The following is a 15,522-nucleotide window of genomic DNA, read 5'->3' on the forward strand; positions in this document are numbered from 1 at the left end:
GGCAGCCAAATCAGCCTCTTTTGCTTGTCGCTTTTCGGCAAACATCCGACAATTTAACTTAACCCCGGCAAAAATGGAGATGCCTATGTCCACGACATGGTTTGTAGGAGCCGACTGGCTCGCCGAACATATTGATGACCCGGAAATTCAGATTATTGATGCTCGTATGGCGCCGCCCGGGCAGGAAGATCGTAACGTTGCCCAAGAGTATCTGAACGGTCATATCCCCGGTGCAGTATTTTTCGATATCGAAGCTCTTTCTGATCATACATCCCCCCTTCCGCACATGCTGCCTCGCCCGGAAACGTTCGCCGTCGCGATGCGTGAACTGGGCGTTAATCAGGACAAGCATCTGATTGTCTATGATGAAGGAAGCCTATTTTCTGCGCCGCGCGCGTGGTGGATGCTGCGCGCTTTTGGTGTGGAGAAAGTGTCAATCCTTGGCGGTGGCTTAGCGGGCTGGCAACGTGATGATCTGCTGTTAGAAGAAGGCGCAGTGGAACTGCCGGAAGGTGAGTTTAACGTCGCGTTTACCCCGGAAGCCGTGGTGAAAGTGACCGATGTGTTATTGGCAAGTCATGAAAAAACGGCACAAATTATCGATGCCCGCCCGGCTGCGCGTTTTAACGCGGAAGTTGATGAACCTCGCGCAGGTTTACGTCGCGGACATATTCCCGGCGCGCTGAATGTCCCATGGACAGAACTGGTGCGCGAAGGCGAACTGAAAACGACCGATGAACTGGATGCGATATTTTTTGGTCGCGGCATCAGCTATGACAAACCAATTATCGTCAGCTGCGGCTCTGGTGTAACGGCAGCCGTGGTTTTATTGGCACTCGCAACACTGGATGTGCCAAATGTGAAACTATACGACGGGGCGTGGAGTGAATGGGGCGCACGGGCCGATTTACCGGTTGAGCCATTGAAATAAGCTTTTTACAGGCAATAAAAAACCGCCGAATTTGGCGGTTTTTTATTGCTGGTCTGGTTCGCGGCCTTTCCAGCAGGTTGACTTGTGTTGCATGAGCAACGCAGGTGCTTCACAGCAGAGCAATACTCGCCAGTAACTCTCTTTTTGTCAAGCCAAAGAGAGTGATTTTTGTTCAGCTAGTGTATTATCCACTACGGCCCTTTCCGCCGTCTCGCAAGCGGGCGCTGGCTTCAGGAAAGGATGTTCCGCGACCGTTAGGGCAAGCGCGTCTCAGCGCTTGCTATCGCGGCAATATCGCCAGTGGTGCTGCCGTGATGCGGTCTTCGCATGGACCGCACAATGAAGATACGGTGCTTTTGTATCGTACTTATTGTTTCTGGTGCGCTGTTTTCCGAAGTAAATAATAACCGGAATCTCTCCGGTAACAATTTACTGGTGGTTAACAACCTTCAGAACAGCAGGTAAGCCCGAATGCCGCCCTTTGGGGCGGCATATTTTAGATTATCCGATTCTGTTTAAAGTCACGCAAAAAACCACCCCAGCGACGTTCATAGAATGGCGCAATATGTTCGGTAATAAAGTGGCTAATTCCTTTTTCCCCTTTTTTTACCTGAAAAATATCTATTGGTTCATCGCCAGGTAATGTATCGGTCGCTACACTTCCCGCTGCCTGAATAATTTCTTCGATATCACCATCGGCTTCAATGCCAATAAGTAAATTAGGCTGTGCCTCTTCGTTCTCTTTAATTGAACAAATAAAAGCACGCTTCACTGGCTTAATGGTTTTAAATAAGATGGTGAGTGAATCAATCATTTGTGCTGGCGGCTCTGCGACTTCCGATAATATCAGCGATTCACCGCCTTCCAGTACTTCCTGGCTGCTCAGCGGATTCCCTTCTTCACCAATCAGCAAACTGATTTCACGCGGCATAAATTCTTTACCGGTTGGCAGTTTGGCATTAAGGAAGAGCGTTTCGCCAAGGGTCATCTCAAACAATGTGCGAACGGGAATTACGACAAATGCCTGTTCGTCTTCAACCGCCTGTTGAAGTGCTTCTAACGAGGTGAAAAAAGGAATGACGCTGGTGCCGTCATCTTTTTCCCAGTGCTGTAACTCGAGCGCGCTATCTTCAACTACAGCCTCGCCCTGTGCCGCCGTACCGGGCACCCAGACGGTGGATTCCAGTAGAGTACGGAAAAAGGCCGGGCGGTGCGCCGGTTCGGTTGCTGCTTTTTCCAGCAGGTCTTCAAGTTCGTTTTTTGTTTCGGACATAAGAACCACAATTCATTCAACGTTCGGGGCGGAAGTGCCTGATGCGCTACGCTTATCAGGCCCACAAGGGAGTCGCAATCTATTGAATTTTCGCAATTTTGTAGGCCAAATAAGACGTTTACGCCGTTAACAGATTGGCAATCGTGCGCACACCCAGCCCGGTCGCCCCCGCAGACCACTGTTCAACCGGCGCTTTACGGTAAGTCGCCGAACAGTCAATATGCAGCCAGCCTTGCTGATAGTTCTCAACAAAGTGCGACAGGAAGCCCGCCGCCGTACTTGCACCTGCCGGATAAGCAGCACTGCCCGTGTTGTTCAGTTCGGCAAAGTTAGACGGCAGCTGGCTGCGGTGGAACTCCGCCAACGGCAGACGCCAGAACGGTTCGTTCTCCTGCGCGGCACTCGCCAGCAAGCGACCAGCAAGCGCATCGTCAAAACTGAACAGCGCGTGATAATCATTACCCAGCGCGGTTTTCGCCGCCCCGGTGAGGGTCGCCGCATCAATGATCAGTTCCGGTTTCTGCGCACTGGCATCAATCAGGCCATCGGCCAGCACCAGACGCCCTTCGGCATCAGTGTTCATCACTTCGACTTTTTTACCGTTGCGATAGGTGATGATATCACCCAGTTTGAACGCGTTGCCGCTGATCAGGTTATCCGCACAGCAGAGGAACAGCTTCACGCGCTTGTTCAGTCCGCGCGTAATGGCAAATGCCAGCGCCCCGGTAACCGTTGCCGCGCCGCCCATGTCCGACTTCATTGAGTCCATAAACGCGGTCTGTTTGATGCTGTAGCCGCCGGAATCAAAGGTGATGCCTTTACCAACCAGGCATGCGTACACCGGCGCTTCTTTATCGCCAGTTGGGTTGTAATCCAGCGCCAGCAATACCGGAGAACGTTCTGAACCGCGTCCGACGGTGTGCAGCCCCATATAACCTTGCTCACGCAAATCTTCGCCTTTGGTGATCCGGTAAGTCACACGATCGCCTGCGACGTTGCTGATCAGATCAACAGCACGCTGTGCCAGTTGCGATGGCCCTAATTCTTCAGCAGGTGCATTGATTGTGTCACGCACCCAGTCGATAATCATCAGGCGGTTATCCAGTTCCTGACGCTGGGCATCGTCCAGATCCGGCCACTCCACTTTACGCGTCCCTTTCGGGGCTTTGTAACCTTGCCAGAATGCCCAGCAGCGATCCGCATCCCAACCTTCACCGCTTAACTGAACATGCTTGATGCCCAGACCGTCAATCTTGCGCGCCGCACGCTGGATCAGCCCCAGATCGTCAGCCCCATTCAAATGCAGGGTAATGCCATCATTATTAATGCTGTAAGTCGCTTTTTCTCCCCAGCGCGCGTCGGCAGGTTGGGGAGAGAGGGTAATCTTCATCGCTTCTGTCATTTTAGTTATCCTTATTCGTTTAACAGCAAAACGGGCCACCCTCAGGCAGCCCGTTTATTCATTCGGCTTCGTCCAGCCAGACTAACAAAATCGCTTCGAGGATTTTCTCGTTGGATGCCTGCGGGTCGTCGTCGAAATCTTCCAGATCGCAAATCCACTGATGCATATCGGTGAATCGAACCGTTTTCGGATCAAGATCGGGATACGCATCGTACAGTGCTTCGCCAATTTCGCGGCTATCGGTCCACTTAAGTCCCATACTAACCTCTGTTAATGCTCACGCGCATGGTTGATAGTGTAACGCGGAATTTCGACCACTAAATCTTCGTCGGTAACGCGCGCCTGGCAGCTTAAACGGCTTTCCGGCTCCAGCCCCCAGGCTTTGTCCAGCATGTCGTCTTCCTGCTCTGAGCTTTCCGGCAGCGAGTCAAAACCTTCACGAACGATGCAGTGGCAGGTGGTGCAAGCACAGGATTTTTCACAGGCGTGTTCAATCTCGATACCGTTACGCAGCGCAACGTCGAGAATGGTTTCACCGCTATTCGCTTCCAGAACAGCGCCATCAGGGCAGAGATCCTGATGAGGCAAAATAACAATCTTTGGCATATTAAACCTCGTCCACGGAATGGCCTTTCAGCGCACGACGAACCGACTGGTCCATGCGGCGAGCGGCGAAATCCTGGGTTTGTTTGTCTACGTTTTTAATCGCTTGTTCGATGGCGTCAACATCATCGCCCTGCGCCACTTCACTCAGGTGAGCGGCAGCATCGTCAATGACCTGACGCTCTGCGGCGCTTAACAGCGCGGCATCAGCAGCCAGCGCGCCGTGCAGACTTTCCAGCACGCGCGCCGCTTCTACTTTTTGTTCAGCCAGCATACGGGCTTTTACGTCCTGCTCGGCATAGCTCATTGAGTCTTTGATCATCGAAGCGATTTCGCTGTCAGTCAGACCATAAGAAGGTTTGACCTGAATAGACGCCTCAACGCCGGTGGATTTCTCCATCGCCGTCACGCTCAAAAGACCGTCGGCATCGACCTGGAACGTTACGCGAATATGCGCGCCGCCAGCCGGTAACGCCGGAATACCACGCAGCGCAAAACGCGCCAGCGAGCGGCAGTCCTGCACCAGTTCACGCTCACCCTGCATTACATGGATAGACATTGCCGTCTGACCATCTTTAAAGGTGGTGAAATCCTGGGCGCGGGCCACCGGAATCGTGGTATTACGCGGGATCACTTTCTCCACCAGGCCGCCCATCGTTTCGAGGCCCAGCGACAACGGGATCACATCAAGCAACAGCATTTCGCTGTCCGGCTTGTTACCCACCAGAATATCCGCCTGAATTGCTGCACCAATGGCGACGACTTTATCCGGATCGATGGAAGTCAGCGGCGGACGACCGAAAAATTCACCTACCCGTTCACGCACCAGTGGCACGCGGGTAGAACCGCCAACCATCACCACTTCCAGAACTTCATCAGCCTCAACGCCCGCGTCTTTCAGCGCGCGACGACAGGCCAGTAACGTCCGTTTAACCAGTGGCGCGATCAGTTCATTGAATTGTTCACGGCTGATTTCGCCCTGCCAGCCCGCAACATTCACGGTCACAGAGTCCGCATCGCTCAGCGCGATTTTGGCTGCAATGGCGGCATCCAGCAGTTCACGCTGAACGCGGTTATCGCTACGATCAGGAATGCCCGCCTGCTCGCGAATGTAATCCGCCAGCAGATGGTCGAAATCATCGCCGCCGAGCGCGGAATCACCGCCGGTTGCCAGCACTTCGAACACGCCGCGACTTAAGCGCAGAATGGAAATATCAAACGTCCCGCCGCCGAGGTCATAAACGGCGATCACGCCTTCCTGACCGGAATCCAGCCCGTAAGCGATAGCCGCGGCGGTCGGTTCGTTAAGTAAGCGCAAGACGTGAAGGCCCGCCAGACGCGCGGCATCTTTGGTGCCCTGACGCTGGGCATCGTCAAAGTACGCCGGAACGGTGATAACTACACCATCCAGGTCGCCTGCCAGGGCTTCAGTTGCCCGCGCCGCCAGTGCTTTGAGGATGTCCGCAGAAACGCGCACCGGGTTCAGCAGCCCCGCCGCCGTTTCAATCATCGGCAACCCGTTTTCGCTGGCCTGGAATTGATAAGGCAGATGCGGATAGCGTTGCTGGATATCAGCCAGCGAGCGCCCCATCAGGCGTTTAACAGAACTAATGGTGTTGGCGGTGTCAAGCGCAGCGTTAGTACGCGCGTCATAACCCACCGAATGCCCTTGCTGTTGATAGTGAACAACAGACGGCAGCAGGTGACGGCCTTCATGGTCGGCTAACGTTTCGGCCTGACCGCTGCGCACTGTTGCCACCAGCGAGTTGGTTGTGCCCAGGTCAATACCGGCCGCCAGACGACGCTGATGCGGCGCAGCACTCAAACCAGGTTCACTAATTTGTAATAAGGCCATGTTTAGCTTCCAGAAATTAAAAATCGAGCAGTTTTTCTTCGAGTTGTTCGGCACTGCTTCGCAGTTTATCGAGAAAACGCAGCTTACGCACGGTATCCGCCGCCGCGTCCCACGTCTCGTTGTCTAACTGTTCAACCATCAACTGATGGCGGGTATCAAACATCTTTTTCACACGTTTGATAAAGCTTTCCAGCCGCGCTTCATCTTTTGCCTGTTCGATCTCGTCCAGTTCTTCGCGCAGCTCCAGCTGTTCCATCAGGAACGCGGTGTCACGCACAGTATGCTGCTCGCTGGCGAGATCAAAACCGTGCAAAGAAAGCAAATATTCCGCACGCATTAACGGATGACGCAGCGTTTGCCAGGCCTGGTTAATGGTTGCAGATTGCTGTACGGCGGCGAGTTGTTCCGCCTGGCTTCCGCTGGCGAATTTATCAGGATGATACTGACGTTGTAGATCCTGAAAACGCAGGCTCAGCGCCTGAGTATCGAGTTGATAACGGGCAGGCAAGCCAAAGAGGGTGAAGTAATCCATAACATTCTCAGGGCTGCGATCCGCCGCGATAACGGCGAATCAGGTAAAACAAACCCCACGCGCAGGCGACCACGGTGGGGTTATCGGTATGCGCATCAAACGTGGAAGCTTTCGCCGCAACCACACTCATCTTTAACGTTCGGGTTGGTGAATTTAAACCCTTCGTTCAGACCTTCTTTTACGAAGTCCAGCTGCGTACCGTCCAGAAATTGCAGGCTTTTGCCATCGACCACGACTTTCACGCCTTTGTCTTCAAACACGATGTCTTCCGGCGTCGGTTCGTCAACAAATTCCAGTACATAAGCCATACCTGAACATCCGGAGGTTCTCACGCCCAGACGCAGGCCAAACCCTTTGCCGCGGTTAGCCAGAAAGGTATTTACTCGCGCTGCTGCACTGTCGCTCAGTGTAATCGACATAACCAAACCTCAACTCTTATTTTGCTTCACGTTTGCTTTTATAGTCCGCAATGGCGGCTTTGATCGCGTCTTCTGCCAGAATAGAACAGTGAATTTTCACCGGCGGCAGTTCAAGTTCTTCAGCAATATCGGTGTTTTTGATCGCCTGTGCTTCGTCGAGAGACTTCCCTTTCACCCATTCGGTGACCAGGGAGCTGGAAGCGATAGCGGAACCGCAGCCGTAAGTTTTAAAACGCGCGTCTTCAATGATACCTTCATCGTTGACTTTAATCTGCAACTTCATCACGTCGCCACAGGCCGGTGCACCCACCATGCCGCTGCCCACGTTCTCGTCGTTGTTGTCAAAGGAACCCACGTTACGCGGATTCTCGTAATGGTCGATAACTTTTTCGCTGTAAGCCATTATAAATTCTCCTGATTCCGATACCGATTAATGATGAGCCCATTCGATGCTGTTCAGATCCACGCCCTGCTTGTACATTTCCCACAGCGGAGAAAGGTCACGCAGACGACCGATAGATTTACGAACTAACTCGATGGTGTAGTCGATCTCTTCTTCAGTAGTAAAACGACCTAAAGAGAAACGGATAGAGCTATGTGCCAGCTCGTCGTTCAGCCCCAGCGCGCGCAGCACGTAGGACGGTTCGAGGCTTGCTGACGTACAGGCGGAACCTGAAGAAACAGCGAGGTCTTTCAGCGCCATAATCAGCGACTCACCTTCAACGTAGTTGAAGCTGACGTTGAGAATGTTCGGCGCACCGTGTTCCAGGTCACCGTTCAGGTAAACTTCTTCGATATCTTTGATGCCGTTCCACAGACGGTTACGCAGGCCGCGCAGACGTTCCATCTCGGTCGCCATCTCTTCTTTTGCGATGCGATAGGCTTCGCCCATACCGACGATCTGGTGAACAGGCAGAGTGCCGGAACGCATACCGCGTTCGTGACCGCCACCGTGCATTTGCGCTTCGATGCGTACGCGCGGTTTACGACGCACATACAGCGCACCGATACCTTTCGGACCGTAGATTTTGTGGCCGGAGAAAGACATCAGGTCAACTTTCAACTGGCTCAGATCGATAGGCAGTTTGCCCACGCTCTGGGTTGCATCAACGTGATAGATAATGCCACGGGCACGGCACATTTCGCCGATAGCCGCGATATCCTGCACCACGCCGATTTCGTTATTCACGTGCATGATAGAAACGAGGATGGTGTCGTCACGCATCGCCGCTTCGAGTTCTTTCAGGTCGATAATGCCGTTACGCTGCGGTGCCAGATAGGTGACTTCGAAACCTTCGCGCTCCAGCTGACGGCAGGTATCCAGTACCGCTTTGTGTTCGGTTTTGCTGGTGATGATGTGCTTGCCTTTTTTCTGATAAAAGTTGGCCGCACCTTTGATCGCCAGGTTGTCAGATTCGGTTGCACCAGAGGTAAAGACGATTTCACGCGGGTCAGCGCCGACCAGATCGGCAATCTGATTACGGGCGATATCTACCGCTTCTTCAGCCTGCCAGCCGAAACGGTGAGAACGGGAGGCCGGGTTACCAAAGGTTCCGTCCATCGTCATAAACTGCATCATTTTCTCGGCAACACGCGGGTCCACCGGCGTGGTTGCGGAGTAGTCGAGATAAATCGGTAATTTCATTGCTCTATAAACTCCGTACATCACTCAATGCAAGGAATCAGGCTACCGGCTGGATGTACGACCGTGTTTACGGAGCGCGATACGCCCCGGCCTGATTCTGAATTCTTTTTATTAAGCGCGTAACTTAACGTCGATCGCGTCTTGTGTGCGGGTGCGTGGCGCGTCATGAGTATGCTGACGACCAGACACATCCAACACTTCCTGGTTATTAACCAGTTCGCCTAAAGTAATGTTGTTGAGAAAACCGGTGAGACGGTCGCTCAAATCACGCCACAGCGCGTGGGTCAGGCATTTATCCCCGCCCTGGCAGCCGCCTTTACCCTGACAACGGGTGGCATCTACAGATTCGTCAACGGCGCTAATCACTTCGCCAACGGCGATGCTGCTGGCATCTTTGCCTAACAGATAACCACCGCCTGGTCCGCGTACGCTGGAAACCAGACCATTTTTACGCAGACGGGAAAAAAGTTGTTCCAGATAAGAAAGGGAAATTCCCTGTCGTTCGGAAATATCAGCCAACGGTACCGGGCCTGCTTCGGAGTTGAGCGCAACGTCAAGCATTGCGGTCACGGCATAGCGCCCTTTAGATGTCAGTCTCATGTCTTACTTCACCTCAAACTCGCCCCTGCCCGGGGTTTTTATTGTAAAAGTGGGGGTATTGCATAGCAGGGTCAAGTCTGACATTCCCGAGTAATTTGGTCAACTATTTACTTGACTGATTTAGTCAGGTATTTAACCTTCAGTGCCATTTTTTATCGTGCCGTTTGTACCTGTTGTCGGATGCGGCGTGAACGCCTTATCCGACCTGGGATTGCGTGCACTTCCAGGCCTGATAAGACGCGTTAAGCGTCGCATCAGGCAATCACTGTTATTCGGCCTTATTACCTTTATTCTGCTGTTCAATAGAAGCCAGAATCCCGCGCAGGATATTCAATTCCTGGCTTTCCGGGCGCGCACGGGTAAACAGACGACGCAGTTTATTCATCACCTGCCCCGGATGGTTTTCACGGATAAAACCGGTTGCCAGCAACGTTTGTTCGAGATGACCATAAAAACGCTCCAGATCATCGACCAACGGATACGGCGTCTCTTCATGCTCAACCTGCTCGCCGTTTTCCTGAGTTGCCAGCCAGGCCATACGCACTTCATAGGCAATAACCTGAACCGCCATCGCCAGGTTCAGCGAGCTGTATTCCGGGTTAGCGGCAATCGCGACATGATAATGGCACTTCTGCAACTCTTCATTGGTCAGGCCGACACGTTCGCGACCAAAAACCAGCGCCACTGGGGTATTTTCCGCTTCAGCGACGCTTTTCAGACCGCATTCGCGCGGGTCGAGCATCGGCCACGGCAACGTGCGCGAACGTGCACTGGTGCCAACCACCAGGCTACAACCGGCTAACGCTTCGTCGAGCGTATCGACGATGTGAGCATTACCAATCACATCGCTGGCGCCTGCCGCCAGGGCAATCGCCTGGGAGTCGGGTTTCACCAGTGGATTAACCAGCCACAGATTAGTTAATCCCATTGTTTTCATGGCACGGGCAACAGAACCCATATTGCCGGTGTGTGACGTCTCCACCAGCACAATTCGAATATTTTGCAGCATTGTCTTTCTTCGTCTAAAGATTATTCGCGCATCTTAACATAAAACGAAGACAGATGCCGATCTCGCTGCTATACTCTGCGCCGTTTTCCCGTTCTTTAACATCCAGTGAGAGAAACCGATGCATCCGATGCTGAACATCGCCGTGCGCGCAGCGCGCAAGGCGGGTAATTTAATTGCCAAAAACTATGAAACCCCGGACGCTGTAGAGGCGAGCCAGAAAGGCAGTAACGATTTCGTGACCAACGTAGATAAAGCTGCCGAAGCGGTGATTATCGACACGATTCGTAAATCTTACCCACAGCACACCATCATCACCGAAGAAAGTGGTGAACTTGAAGGTACTGATCAGGATGTTCAATGGGTTATCGATCCACTGGATGGCACTACCAACTTTATCAAACGTCTGCCGCACTTCGCGGTATCTATCGCTGTTCGTATCAAAGGCCGCACCGAAGTTGCTGTGGTTTACGATCCTATGCGTAACGAACTGTTCACCGCGACTCGCGGTCAGGGCGCACAGCTGAACGGCTACCGTCTGCGCGGCAGCACCGCTCGCGATCTCGACGGTACTATTCTGGCGACCGGCTTCCCGTTCAAAGCAAAACAGTACGCCACCACCTACATCAACATCGTTGGCAAACTGTTCAACGAATGTGCAGACTTCCGTCGTACCGGTTCCGCGGCGCTGGATCTGGCTTACGTCGCTGCGGGTCGCGTTGACGGTTTCTTTGAAATCGGTCTGCGTCCGTGGGACTTCGCGGCAGGCGAGCTGCTGGTTCGTGAAGCGGGCGGTATCGTCAGCGACTTCATCGGTGGCCATAACTACATGCTGACCGGTAACATCGTTGCCGGTAACCCGCGCGTTGTTAAAGCCATGCTGGCGAACATGCGTGACGAGTTAAGCGACGCACTGAAGCGTTAATTTCTCTGGCGGGTGACGTTCCTCACCCGCCCTTGCCTTTCAGGCGCTATTCCGAAATACTTTCGCACCGCTTTACTTTCCTGCGCCACTCTCCCACCATCCTTTCCCGATTAATGGATTACAAAGCAAGTCGTAAGGAAAGGTCATGGTTCTGCCAGCGAACAAACGCGTTTCAAGATTCTGTTTATTCTTTTTATTTCTGCTTTCTGCGTTTATTTAGTGCCGCGCATCGCCATCAACTTCTTTTATTATCCCGACGACAAAATTTACGGTCCTGATCCATGGTCTGCTGAATCTGTTGAATTTACTGCTAAAGATGGCACACGGCTACAAGGCTGGTTTATCCCCTCTTCCACTGGTCCCGCCGAAAACGCTATTGCTACCGTAATTCATGCTCATGGCAATGCCGGGAATATGTCCGCCCACTGGCCGCTGGTCAGTTGGTTACCAGAACATAATTTCAATGTTTTTATGTTTGATTATCGCGGGTTTGGTAAATCTAAAGGCACTCCATCACAAGCCGGATTACTGGACGATACGCAAAGTGCCATCAACGTGGTGCGCCATCGTAGCGATGTAAACCCCAAGCGGCTGGTGCTGTTCGGGCAGAGTATTGGCGGGGCGAATATTCTTGACGTTATTGGGTTAGGAGATCGCGAGGGCATACGTGCGGTGATCCTCGACTCCACATTTGCCTCTTATTCGACCATCGCTAACCAGATGATACCCGGCAGTGGCTACTTACTTGATGAGAGTTACAGCGGCGAAAATTACATCGCCAGCGTCAGCCCGATCCCGCTTTTACTGATTCACGGCAAAGCTGATCATGTTATTCCATGGCAGCATAGCGAGAAATTATTTGCCCTGGCGAAAGAGCCAAAACGCCTGATTTTGATCCCCGATGGCGAACATCTTGATGCCTTTTCCGATCGTCACGGAGACGTTTATCGCGAGCAAATGGTGGACTTTATCCTTAGCGCATTGAATCCACAGAATTAACCTTATGGTCGAAACCAGATAAAACAGCAAGAAATCACCTTAAGGGATGACATTAAACTGCCAGAAAGTGTTTATATCGATAAAAATTCTGTGATGTTTGTCATCATTTCTGATTAATAGCATTCCATTCACCGTATCCCTAAGCAAACTTTAGCTATTCTTATAAATTATGCTTATGGGAGATCTACAGATGATACCTACACTTGCCCCACCATCTGTACTTTCAGCTCCCCAGCGCCGTTGCCAGGTATTGCTGACGCTGTTCCAGCCGGGGTTGAGCGCCACCACGGCAACTTTCAGCGAGATTAATGGTGTGGATGATGAAATGGTGGGTCGCGATATCAGCGAAACAGGACGGGAGATCCAGCGCTATCATCAACTCACCATTACAACTGGATATGACGGGAGCTACCGGATTGAAGGTACAATACTTAATCAACGCTTATGTTTATTTCATTGGCTACGACGCGCTTTTCGCCTTTGTACGTCATTTATCAGCAGCCATTTTACGCCCGCGTTAAAGGGGGAGCTAAAGCGTCGGGGGATTGCTCGTAATTTTTATGACGACACCAATCTACTGGCGTTAGTTAATCTCTGCTCGCGAAGGCTGCAAAAACGCTTTGACGCGCGTGATGTTCATTTCCTGTGTTTGTATCTGCAATATTGCTTATTGCAACACCATGCCGGAATCTCGCCCTTATTTAACCCGCTGCAACGCCACTGGTTGGAATCTTGCATTGAATTTCAGGTTGCACAGGAAATTGGCCGCCACTGGCAACGGCGGGCGCGTCAACCTGTTCCCCCAGCTGAACCGCTATTTATGGCATTACTTTTTTCCATGTTGCGGGTTCCCGATCCACTGCGAGACACCCATCAGCGTGGCAAACAGCTGCGCCAGTCAATTAACCGTCTGGTACAGCATTTTCGGCAGTTGAGTAACGTCCGTTTCTATGATGAACAGGGGTTGTGCTATCAGCTTTATACTCACCTGGCCCAGGCGTTAAACCGCTGTTTGTTTTCTATCGGCATTGATAACACTTTACCGGAAGAGTTTCGTCGACTTTATCCACGGCTCGTGCACACCACCCGCGAAGCGCTGGTCGGGTTTGAAAATGAGTACAATGTCAGTCTTTCCGATGAAGAAAGTTGTCTGGTGGCAGTAATTTTCGGTGCATGGCTGATGCAGGCAAATGAAATTCACGAAAAGCAGATTATTTTGCTGACGGGCAATGACAGCGAACGAGAAGCGAATATTGAGCTGCAATTGCGTGAGCTAACGATACTGCCGCTCAATATTAAACACATGTCTGTGAAGACATTTTTGCAGATTGGCGCGCCGCGCAATGCCGCACTTATTATTGCGCCTTATACCATGCCGCTACCGCTTTTTTCACCACCGCTGATTTATACGGATCTGACCCTGACGGCACATCAACAGGAACAGATCCGCAAAATACTTGAATCAGCATGAGGGAACGACTTTCGGGCGCAAAAACATTGCCGGAAACGCCACCAATGCCATCACCCAGAACACGCCATGCCCCAGATATTGATACAGAAAACCGGCGAAGACGGTCATGATGGCGATACTGCCGCCCATCGCGACGGCAGAATAAACTGCCTGCAAGCGGATAACCTCACTTCCCTGACGAGCGGCAATGTAGCGCATAGCAGCCAGATGGCACACGGTAAAGGTGCCGCAATGCAGAACTTGCACCATAATCAACCACGGCAACTCAGTGGTTGCCCCCATAATGCCCCAACGTACTACCCCGCATACCGCCGAGATCAGCAACATATCACGGGCGCTACAACGGCGGAAAAGCTTATTACTCAGCGCAAAGATAATGACTTCCGCCACCACGCCCAGCGACCACAAATAGCCCACCGCCGAGGCCGAGTAGCCAGCTGCCTGCCAGTAAATGGCGCTAAAACCGTAATAGGCCGCATGCGCCCCCTGCAATAAACAAACGCAGGCCAGAAAACGCCAGTTCTGGCGGACCAGCGCCAACCACGCTGGCCACCCCGTGCTCTCCTGTTGACGGCTGGCCCCTTGTGGCTGAATCGTCGGACGGATAAGAAAGCCGAGCAGCATGGATGCCACGCCCAACGTCAGCAATGCCAGAATAACCCGATAATCGAATACGCTGACCAGTTTCCCCGTCAGCGCCGAGCCAATGACAAACGCCACCGAGCCCCAAAGTCGCACTTTGCCATAATCAAGCGGGAACTGCTTTTGCCAGGTATTCGCCAGCGCATCGGTCAACGGCACCAGCGGTGAGAAAAAGAGGTTAAAACCAACCATCACCACCATCAACCACGCCACATGCGCACCCGCCCAGAAGGCGATGGCAAAGAGTAGCGTCAGCAACGCCAGCACACGCAGCGCAGAAATCAGGCGAGAAGGATCGCTGACGCGAGGCGCAATTATCAAACTACCGAGAAAACGGGCAACCAGCCCGGCCCCCAACAACAGGCCGATGGTTTCTGGCGTTAAGCCAATCCCCTTAAGCCAGACGCTCCAGAAAGGTAGAAAAATACCGTAGCTAAAAAAGTATGTGAAATAACCGAGCGCCAACCAGCGCGTGGATTGCAAAACCATGAGTCCCTCCCGTCAGGAGGCGTTAGTCTGGAGTTAATCGAATGTTGGTGCAAGTTGAAAAATAAGAAAATTCGAGTTTGCTTCCAGTACACAGAGCTGGAAAAAATATCGTTAATACCGCTAACAAAATATCACCTAAAGAAAATGTGCTGGATATTGACCTGGATAATTACCAAATTTCTCATCCGCTGGGGCGTGGCGAGGTGCAAGAGTGTGTATTACGTTTAAATCACATTATCTTGCAAAGGGATTGGTTATGAACTCACTACGTTATTTTGATTTTGGTGCTGCCCGCCCCGTTTTGTTATTAATTGCCCGTATCGCCGTCATCTTAATTTTCATTATTTTTGGTTTTCCCAAAATGATGGGCTTTGACGGAACGGTACAGTATATGGCCTCGCTGGGCGCACCGATGCCGATGCTGGCGGCAGTTATTGCGGTGATTATGGAAGTACCCGCCGCGATATTAATCATACTTGGCTTTTTCACCCGTCCGCTGGCGGTGCTGTTTATTTTCTACACGCTGGGAACTGCGGTGATTGGTCATCATTACTGGGATATGACTGGCGATGCGGTTGGGCCAAATATGATTAATTTCTGGAAGAATATCAGCATTGCTGGCGCATTCCTGCTGCTGGCAATTACCGGGCCGGGGGCAATTTCTCTCGATCGGCGTTAGGAAAGATGCCGGATGCGGCGTGAACGCCTTATCCGGCCGACCGCTCCAACA

17 protein-coding genes and 1 pseudogene are annotated in these 15,522 nt (G+C 52.2%); 6 read left to right on the forward strand and 12 right to left on the reverse strand.

The features are described 5' to 3' along the window. Window positions 1-85: 85 nt before the first annotated feature. Together sseA and timP are read left to right on the forward strand one after the other, a co-directional pair. Window positions 86-931, forward strand: a complete 846-nt coding sequence (sseA, locus tag FEK66_RS08950; RefSeq protein WP_135494846.1) for a 3-mercaptopyruvate sulfurtransferase — start codon at window positions 86-88, stop codon at window positions 929-931. Window positions 932-1,270: 339 nt separating this feature from the next. Further along, on the forward strand, window positions 1,271-1,396 hold the full coding sequence (gene timP / locus FEK66_RS26195) for a small toxic inner membrane protein TimP (RefSeq protein ID WP_252152854.1): 126 nt from the start codon (window positions 1,271-1,273) through the stop codon (window positions 1,394-1,396). Window positions 1,397-1,427: 31 nt separating this feature from the next. On the opposite strand, the gene sseB is transcribed toward timP, so the two are convergent. The 11 genes from sseB to trmJ all read right to left on the reverse strand — a co-directional run bounded on the left by sseB (window position 1,428) and on the right by trmJ (window position 10,269). Then, complete coding sequence (gene sseB / locus FEK66_RS08955) at window positions 1,428-2,204, reverse strand: enhanced serine sensitivity protein SseB (protein WP_135494850.1); 777 nt, start codon at window positions 2,202-2,204, stop codon at window positions 1,428-1,430. Between the two features lie 118 nt (window positions 2,205-2,322). Continuing rightward, window positions 2,323-3,606 carry an aminopeptidase PepB gene (gene pepB / locus FEK66_RS08960; protein WP_130207510.1) on the reverse strand — a complete coding sequence of 428 codons (1,284 nt, stop codon included), beginning with the start codon at window positions 3,604-3,606 and terminating at the stop codon, window positions 2,323-2,325. A 58-nt stretch (window positions 3,607-3,664) separates the two neighbouring features. Continuing rightward, complete coding sequence (gene iscX / locus FEK66_RS08965) at window positions 3,665-3,865, reverse strand: Fe-S cluster assembly protein IscX (RefSeq protein ID WP_000523616.1); 201 nt, start codon at window positions 3,863-3,865, stop codon at window positions 3,665-3,667. Window positions 3,866-3,876: 11 nt separating this feature from the next. After that, a complete protein-coding gene (gene fdx, locus FEK66_RS08970) occupies window positions 3,877-4,212 on the reverse strand; it encodes an ISC system 2Fe-2S type ferredoxin (RefSeq protein WP_001124471.1) in 336 nt (111 codons plus the stop codon). Window position 4,213: 1 nt separating this feature from the next. After that, the gene (gene hscA, locus FEK66_RS08975; RefSeq protein ID WP_001196587.1) at window positions 4,214-6,064 is read right to left on the reverse strand and encodes a Fe-S protein assembly chaperone HscA; all 1,851 of its coding nucleotides are present in this window, start codon (window positions 6,062-6,064) and stop codon (window positions 4,214-4,216) included. Between the two features lie 16 nt (window positions 6,065-6,080). Beyond that, window positions 6,081-6,596: a co-chaperone HscB gene (hscB, locus tag FEK66_RS08980; RefSeq protein WP_000384413.1), complete on the reverse strand. Its 516-nt coding sequence runs from the start codon at window positions 6,594-6,596 to the stop codon at window positions 6,081-6,083. Between the two features lie 95 nt (window positions 6,597-6,691). Next, on the reverse strand, window positions 6,692-7,015 hold the full coding sequence (gene iscA / locus FEK66_RS08985) for an iron-sulfur cluster assembly protein IscA (protein WP_000028953.1): 324 nt from the start codon (window positions 7,013-7,015) through the stop codon (window positions 6,692-6,694). 16 nt (window positions 7,016-7,031) lie between these two features. Further along, window positions 7,032-7,418 (reverse strand): Fe-S cluster assembly scaffold IscU, encoded by a 387-nt coding sequence (gene iscU, locus FEK66_RS08990; RefSeq protein ID WP_000331707.1) that lies wholly within the window; start codon window positions 7,416-7,418, stop codon window positions 7,032-7,034. 27 nt (window positions 7,419-7,445) lie between these two features. Beyond that, the gene (gene iscS, locus FEK66_RS08995; protein ID WP_001295373.1) at window positions 7,446-8,660 is read right to left on the reverse strand and encodes a cysteine desulfurase; all 1,215 of its coding nucleotides are present in this window, start codon (window positions 8,658-8,660) and stop codon (window positions 7,446-7,448) included. 111 nt (window positions 8,661-8,771) lie between these two features. Beyond that, window positions 8,772-9,260: a Fe-S cluster assembly transcriptional regulator IscR gene (gene iscR, locus FEK66_RS09000; RefSeq protein ID WP_001241357.1), complete on the reverse strand. Its 489-nt coding sequence runs from the start codon at window positions 9,258-9,260 to the stop codon at window positions 8,772-8,774. Between the two features lie 268 nt (window positions 9,261-9,528). Then, entirely contained in the window at window positions 9,529-10,269 is a 741-nt protein-coding gene (gene trmJ, locus FEK66_RS09005; protein WP_135494852.1) for a tRNA (cytosine(32)/uridine(32)-2'-O)-methyltransferase TrmJ, read from the reverse strand. Window positions 10,270-10,387: 118 nt separating this feature from the next. Between trmJ and suhB the strand changes: the two genes are divergently transcribed. From suhB to csiE, 3 genes and pseudogenes are all read left to right on the forward strand, one after another. Then, the gene (suhB, locus tag FEK66_RS09010) at window positions 10,388-11,191 is read left to right on the forward strand and encodes an inositol-1-monophosphatase (RefSeq protein ID WP_130260405.1); all 804 of its coding nucleotides are present in this window, start codon (window positions 10,388-10,390) and stop codon (window positions 11,189-11,191) included. A 145-nt stretch (window positions 11,192-11,336) separates the two neighbouring features. Continuing rightward, window positions 11,337-12,190, forward strand: a pseudogene (locus tag FEK66_RS09015) (alpha/beta hydrolase). Window positions 12,191-12,380: 190 nt separating this feature from the next. After that, window positions 12,381-13,661 carry a stationary phase inducible protein CsiE gene (gene csiE, locus FEK66_RS09020; protein WP_138211448.1) on the forward strand — a complete coding sequence of 427 codons (1,281 nt, stop codon included), beginning with the start codon at window positions 12,381-12,383 and terminating at the stop codon, window positions 13,659-13,661. Here csiE and FEK66_RS09025 read toward each other — a convergent pair. Next, a complete protein-coding gene (locus FEK66_RS09025) occupies window positions 13,653-14,792 on the reverse strand; it encodes a 3-phenylpropionate MFS transporter (protein WP_135407558.1) in 1,140 nt (379 codons plus the stop codon). The genes csiE and FEK66_RS09025 overlap by 9 nt on opposite strands. Before the next feature lie 256 nt (window positions 14,793-15,048). Between FEK66_RS09025 and FEK66_RS09035 the strand changes: the two genes are divergently transcribed. Then, window positions 15,049-15,471, forward strand: a complete 423-nt coding sequence (locus FEK66_RS09035) for a DoxX family protein (protein WP_001087245.1) — start codon at window positions 15,049-15,051, stop codon at window positions 15,469-15,471. Window positions 15,472-15,522: the final 51 nt, after the last annotated feature.

The sequence above is a fragment of the Escherichia sp. E1130 genome, assembly GCF_005781065.1.
Lineage (GTDB): Bacteria > Pseudomonadota > Gammaproteobacteria > Enterobacterales > Enterobacteriaceae > Escherichia.

Coding starts and splice junctions, on each gene's coding strand:
- sseA (WP_135494846.1), top strand. CDS start 86: ATGTCCACGACATGGTTTGTAGGAGCCGACTGGCTCGCCGAACATATT.
- timP (WP_252152854.1), top strand. CDS start 1,271: ATGAAGATACGGTGCTTTTGTATCGTACTTATTGTTTCTGGTGCGCTG.
- sseB (WP_135494850.1), bottom strand. CDS start 2,204: ATGTCCGAAACAAAAAACGAACTTGAAGACCTGCTGGAAAAAGCAGCA.
- pepB (WP_130207510.1), bottom strand. CDS start 3,606: ATGACAGAAGCGATGAAGATTACCCTCTCTCCCCAACCTGCCGACGCG.
- iscX (WP_000523616.1), bottom strand. CDS start 3,865: ATGGGACTTAAGTGGACCGATAGCCGCGAAATTGGCGAAGCACTGTAC.
- fdx (WP_001124471.1), bottom strand. CDS start 4,212: ATGCCAAAGATTGTTATTTTGCCTCATCAGGATCTCTGCCCTGATGGC.
- hscA (WP_001196587.1), bottom strand. CDS start 6,064: ATGGCCTTATTACAAATTAGTGAACCTGGTTTGAGTGCTGCGCCGCAT.
- hscB (WP_000384413.1), bottom strand. CDS start 6,596: ATGGATTACTTCACCCTCTTTGGCTTGCCTGCCCGTTATCAACTCGAT.
- iscA (WP_000028953.1), bottom strand. CDS start 7,015: ATGTCGATTACACTGAGCGACAGTGCAGCAGCGCGAGTAAATACCTTT.
- iscU (WP_000331707.1), bottom strand. CDS start 7,418: ATGGCTTACAGCGAAAAAGTTATCGACCATTACGAGAATCCGCGTAAC.
- iscS (WP_001295373.1), bottom strand. CDS start 8,660: ATGAAATTACCGATTTATCTCGACTACTCCGCAACCACGCCGGTGGAC.
- iscR (WP_001241357.1), bottom strand. CDS start 9,260: ATGAGACTGACATCTAAAGGGCGCTATGCCGTGACCGCAATGCTTGAC.
- trmJ (WP_135494852.1), bottom strand. CDS start 10,269: ATGCTGCAAAATATTCGAATTGTGCTGGTGGAGACGTCACACACCGGC.
- suhB (WP_130260405.1), top strand. CDS start 10,388: ATGCATCCGATGCTGAACATCGCCGTGCGCGCAGCGCGCAAGGCGGGT.
- csiE (WP_138211448.1), top strand. CDS start 12,381: ATGATACCTACACTTGCCCCACCATCTGTACTTTCAGCTCCCCAGCGC.
- FEK66_RS09025 (WP_135407558.1), bottom strand. CDS start 14,792: ATGGTTTTGCAATCCACGCGCTGGTTGGCGCTCGGTTATTTCACATAC.
- FEK66_RS09035 (WP_001087245.1), top strand. CDS start 15,049: ATGAACTCACTACGTTATTTTGATTTTGGTGCTGCCCGCCCCGTTTTG.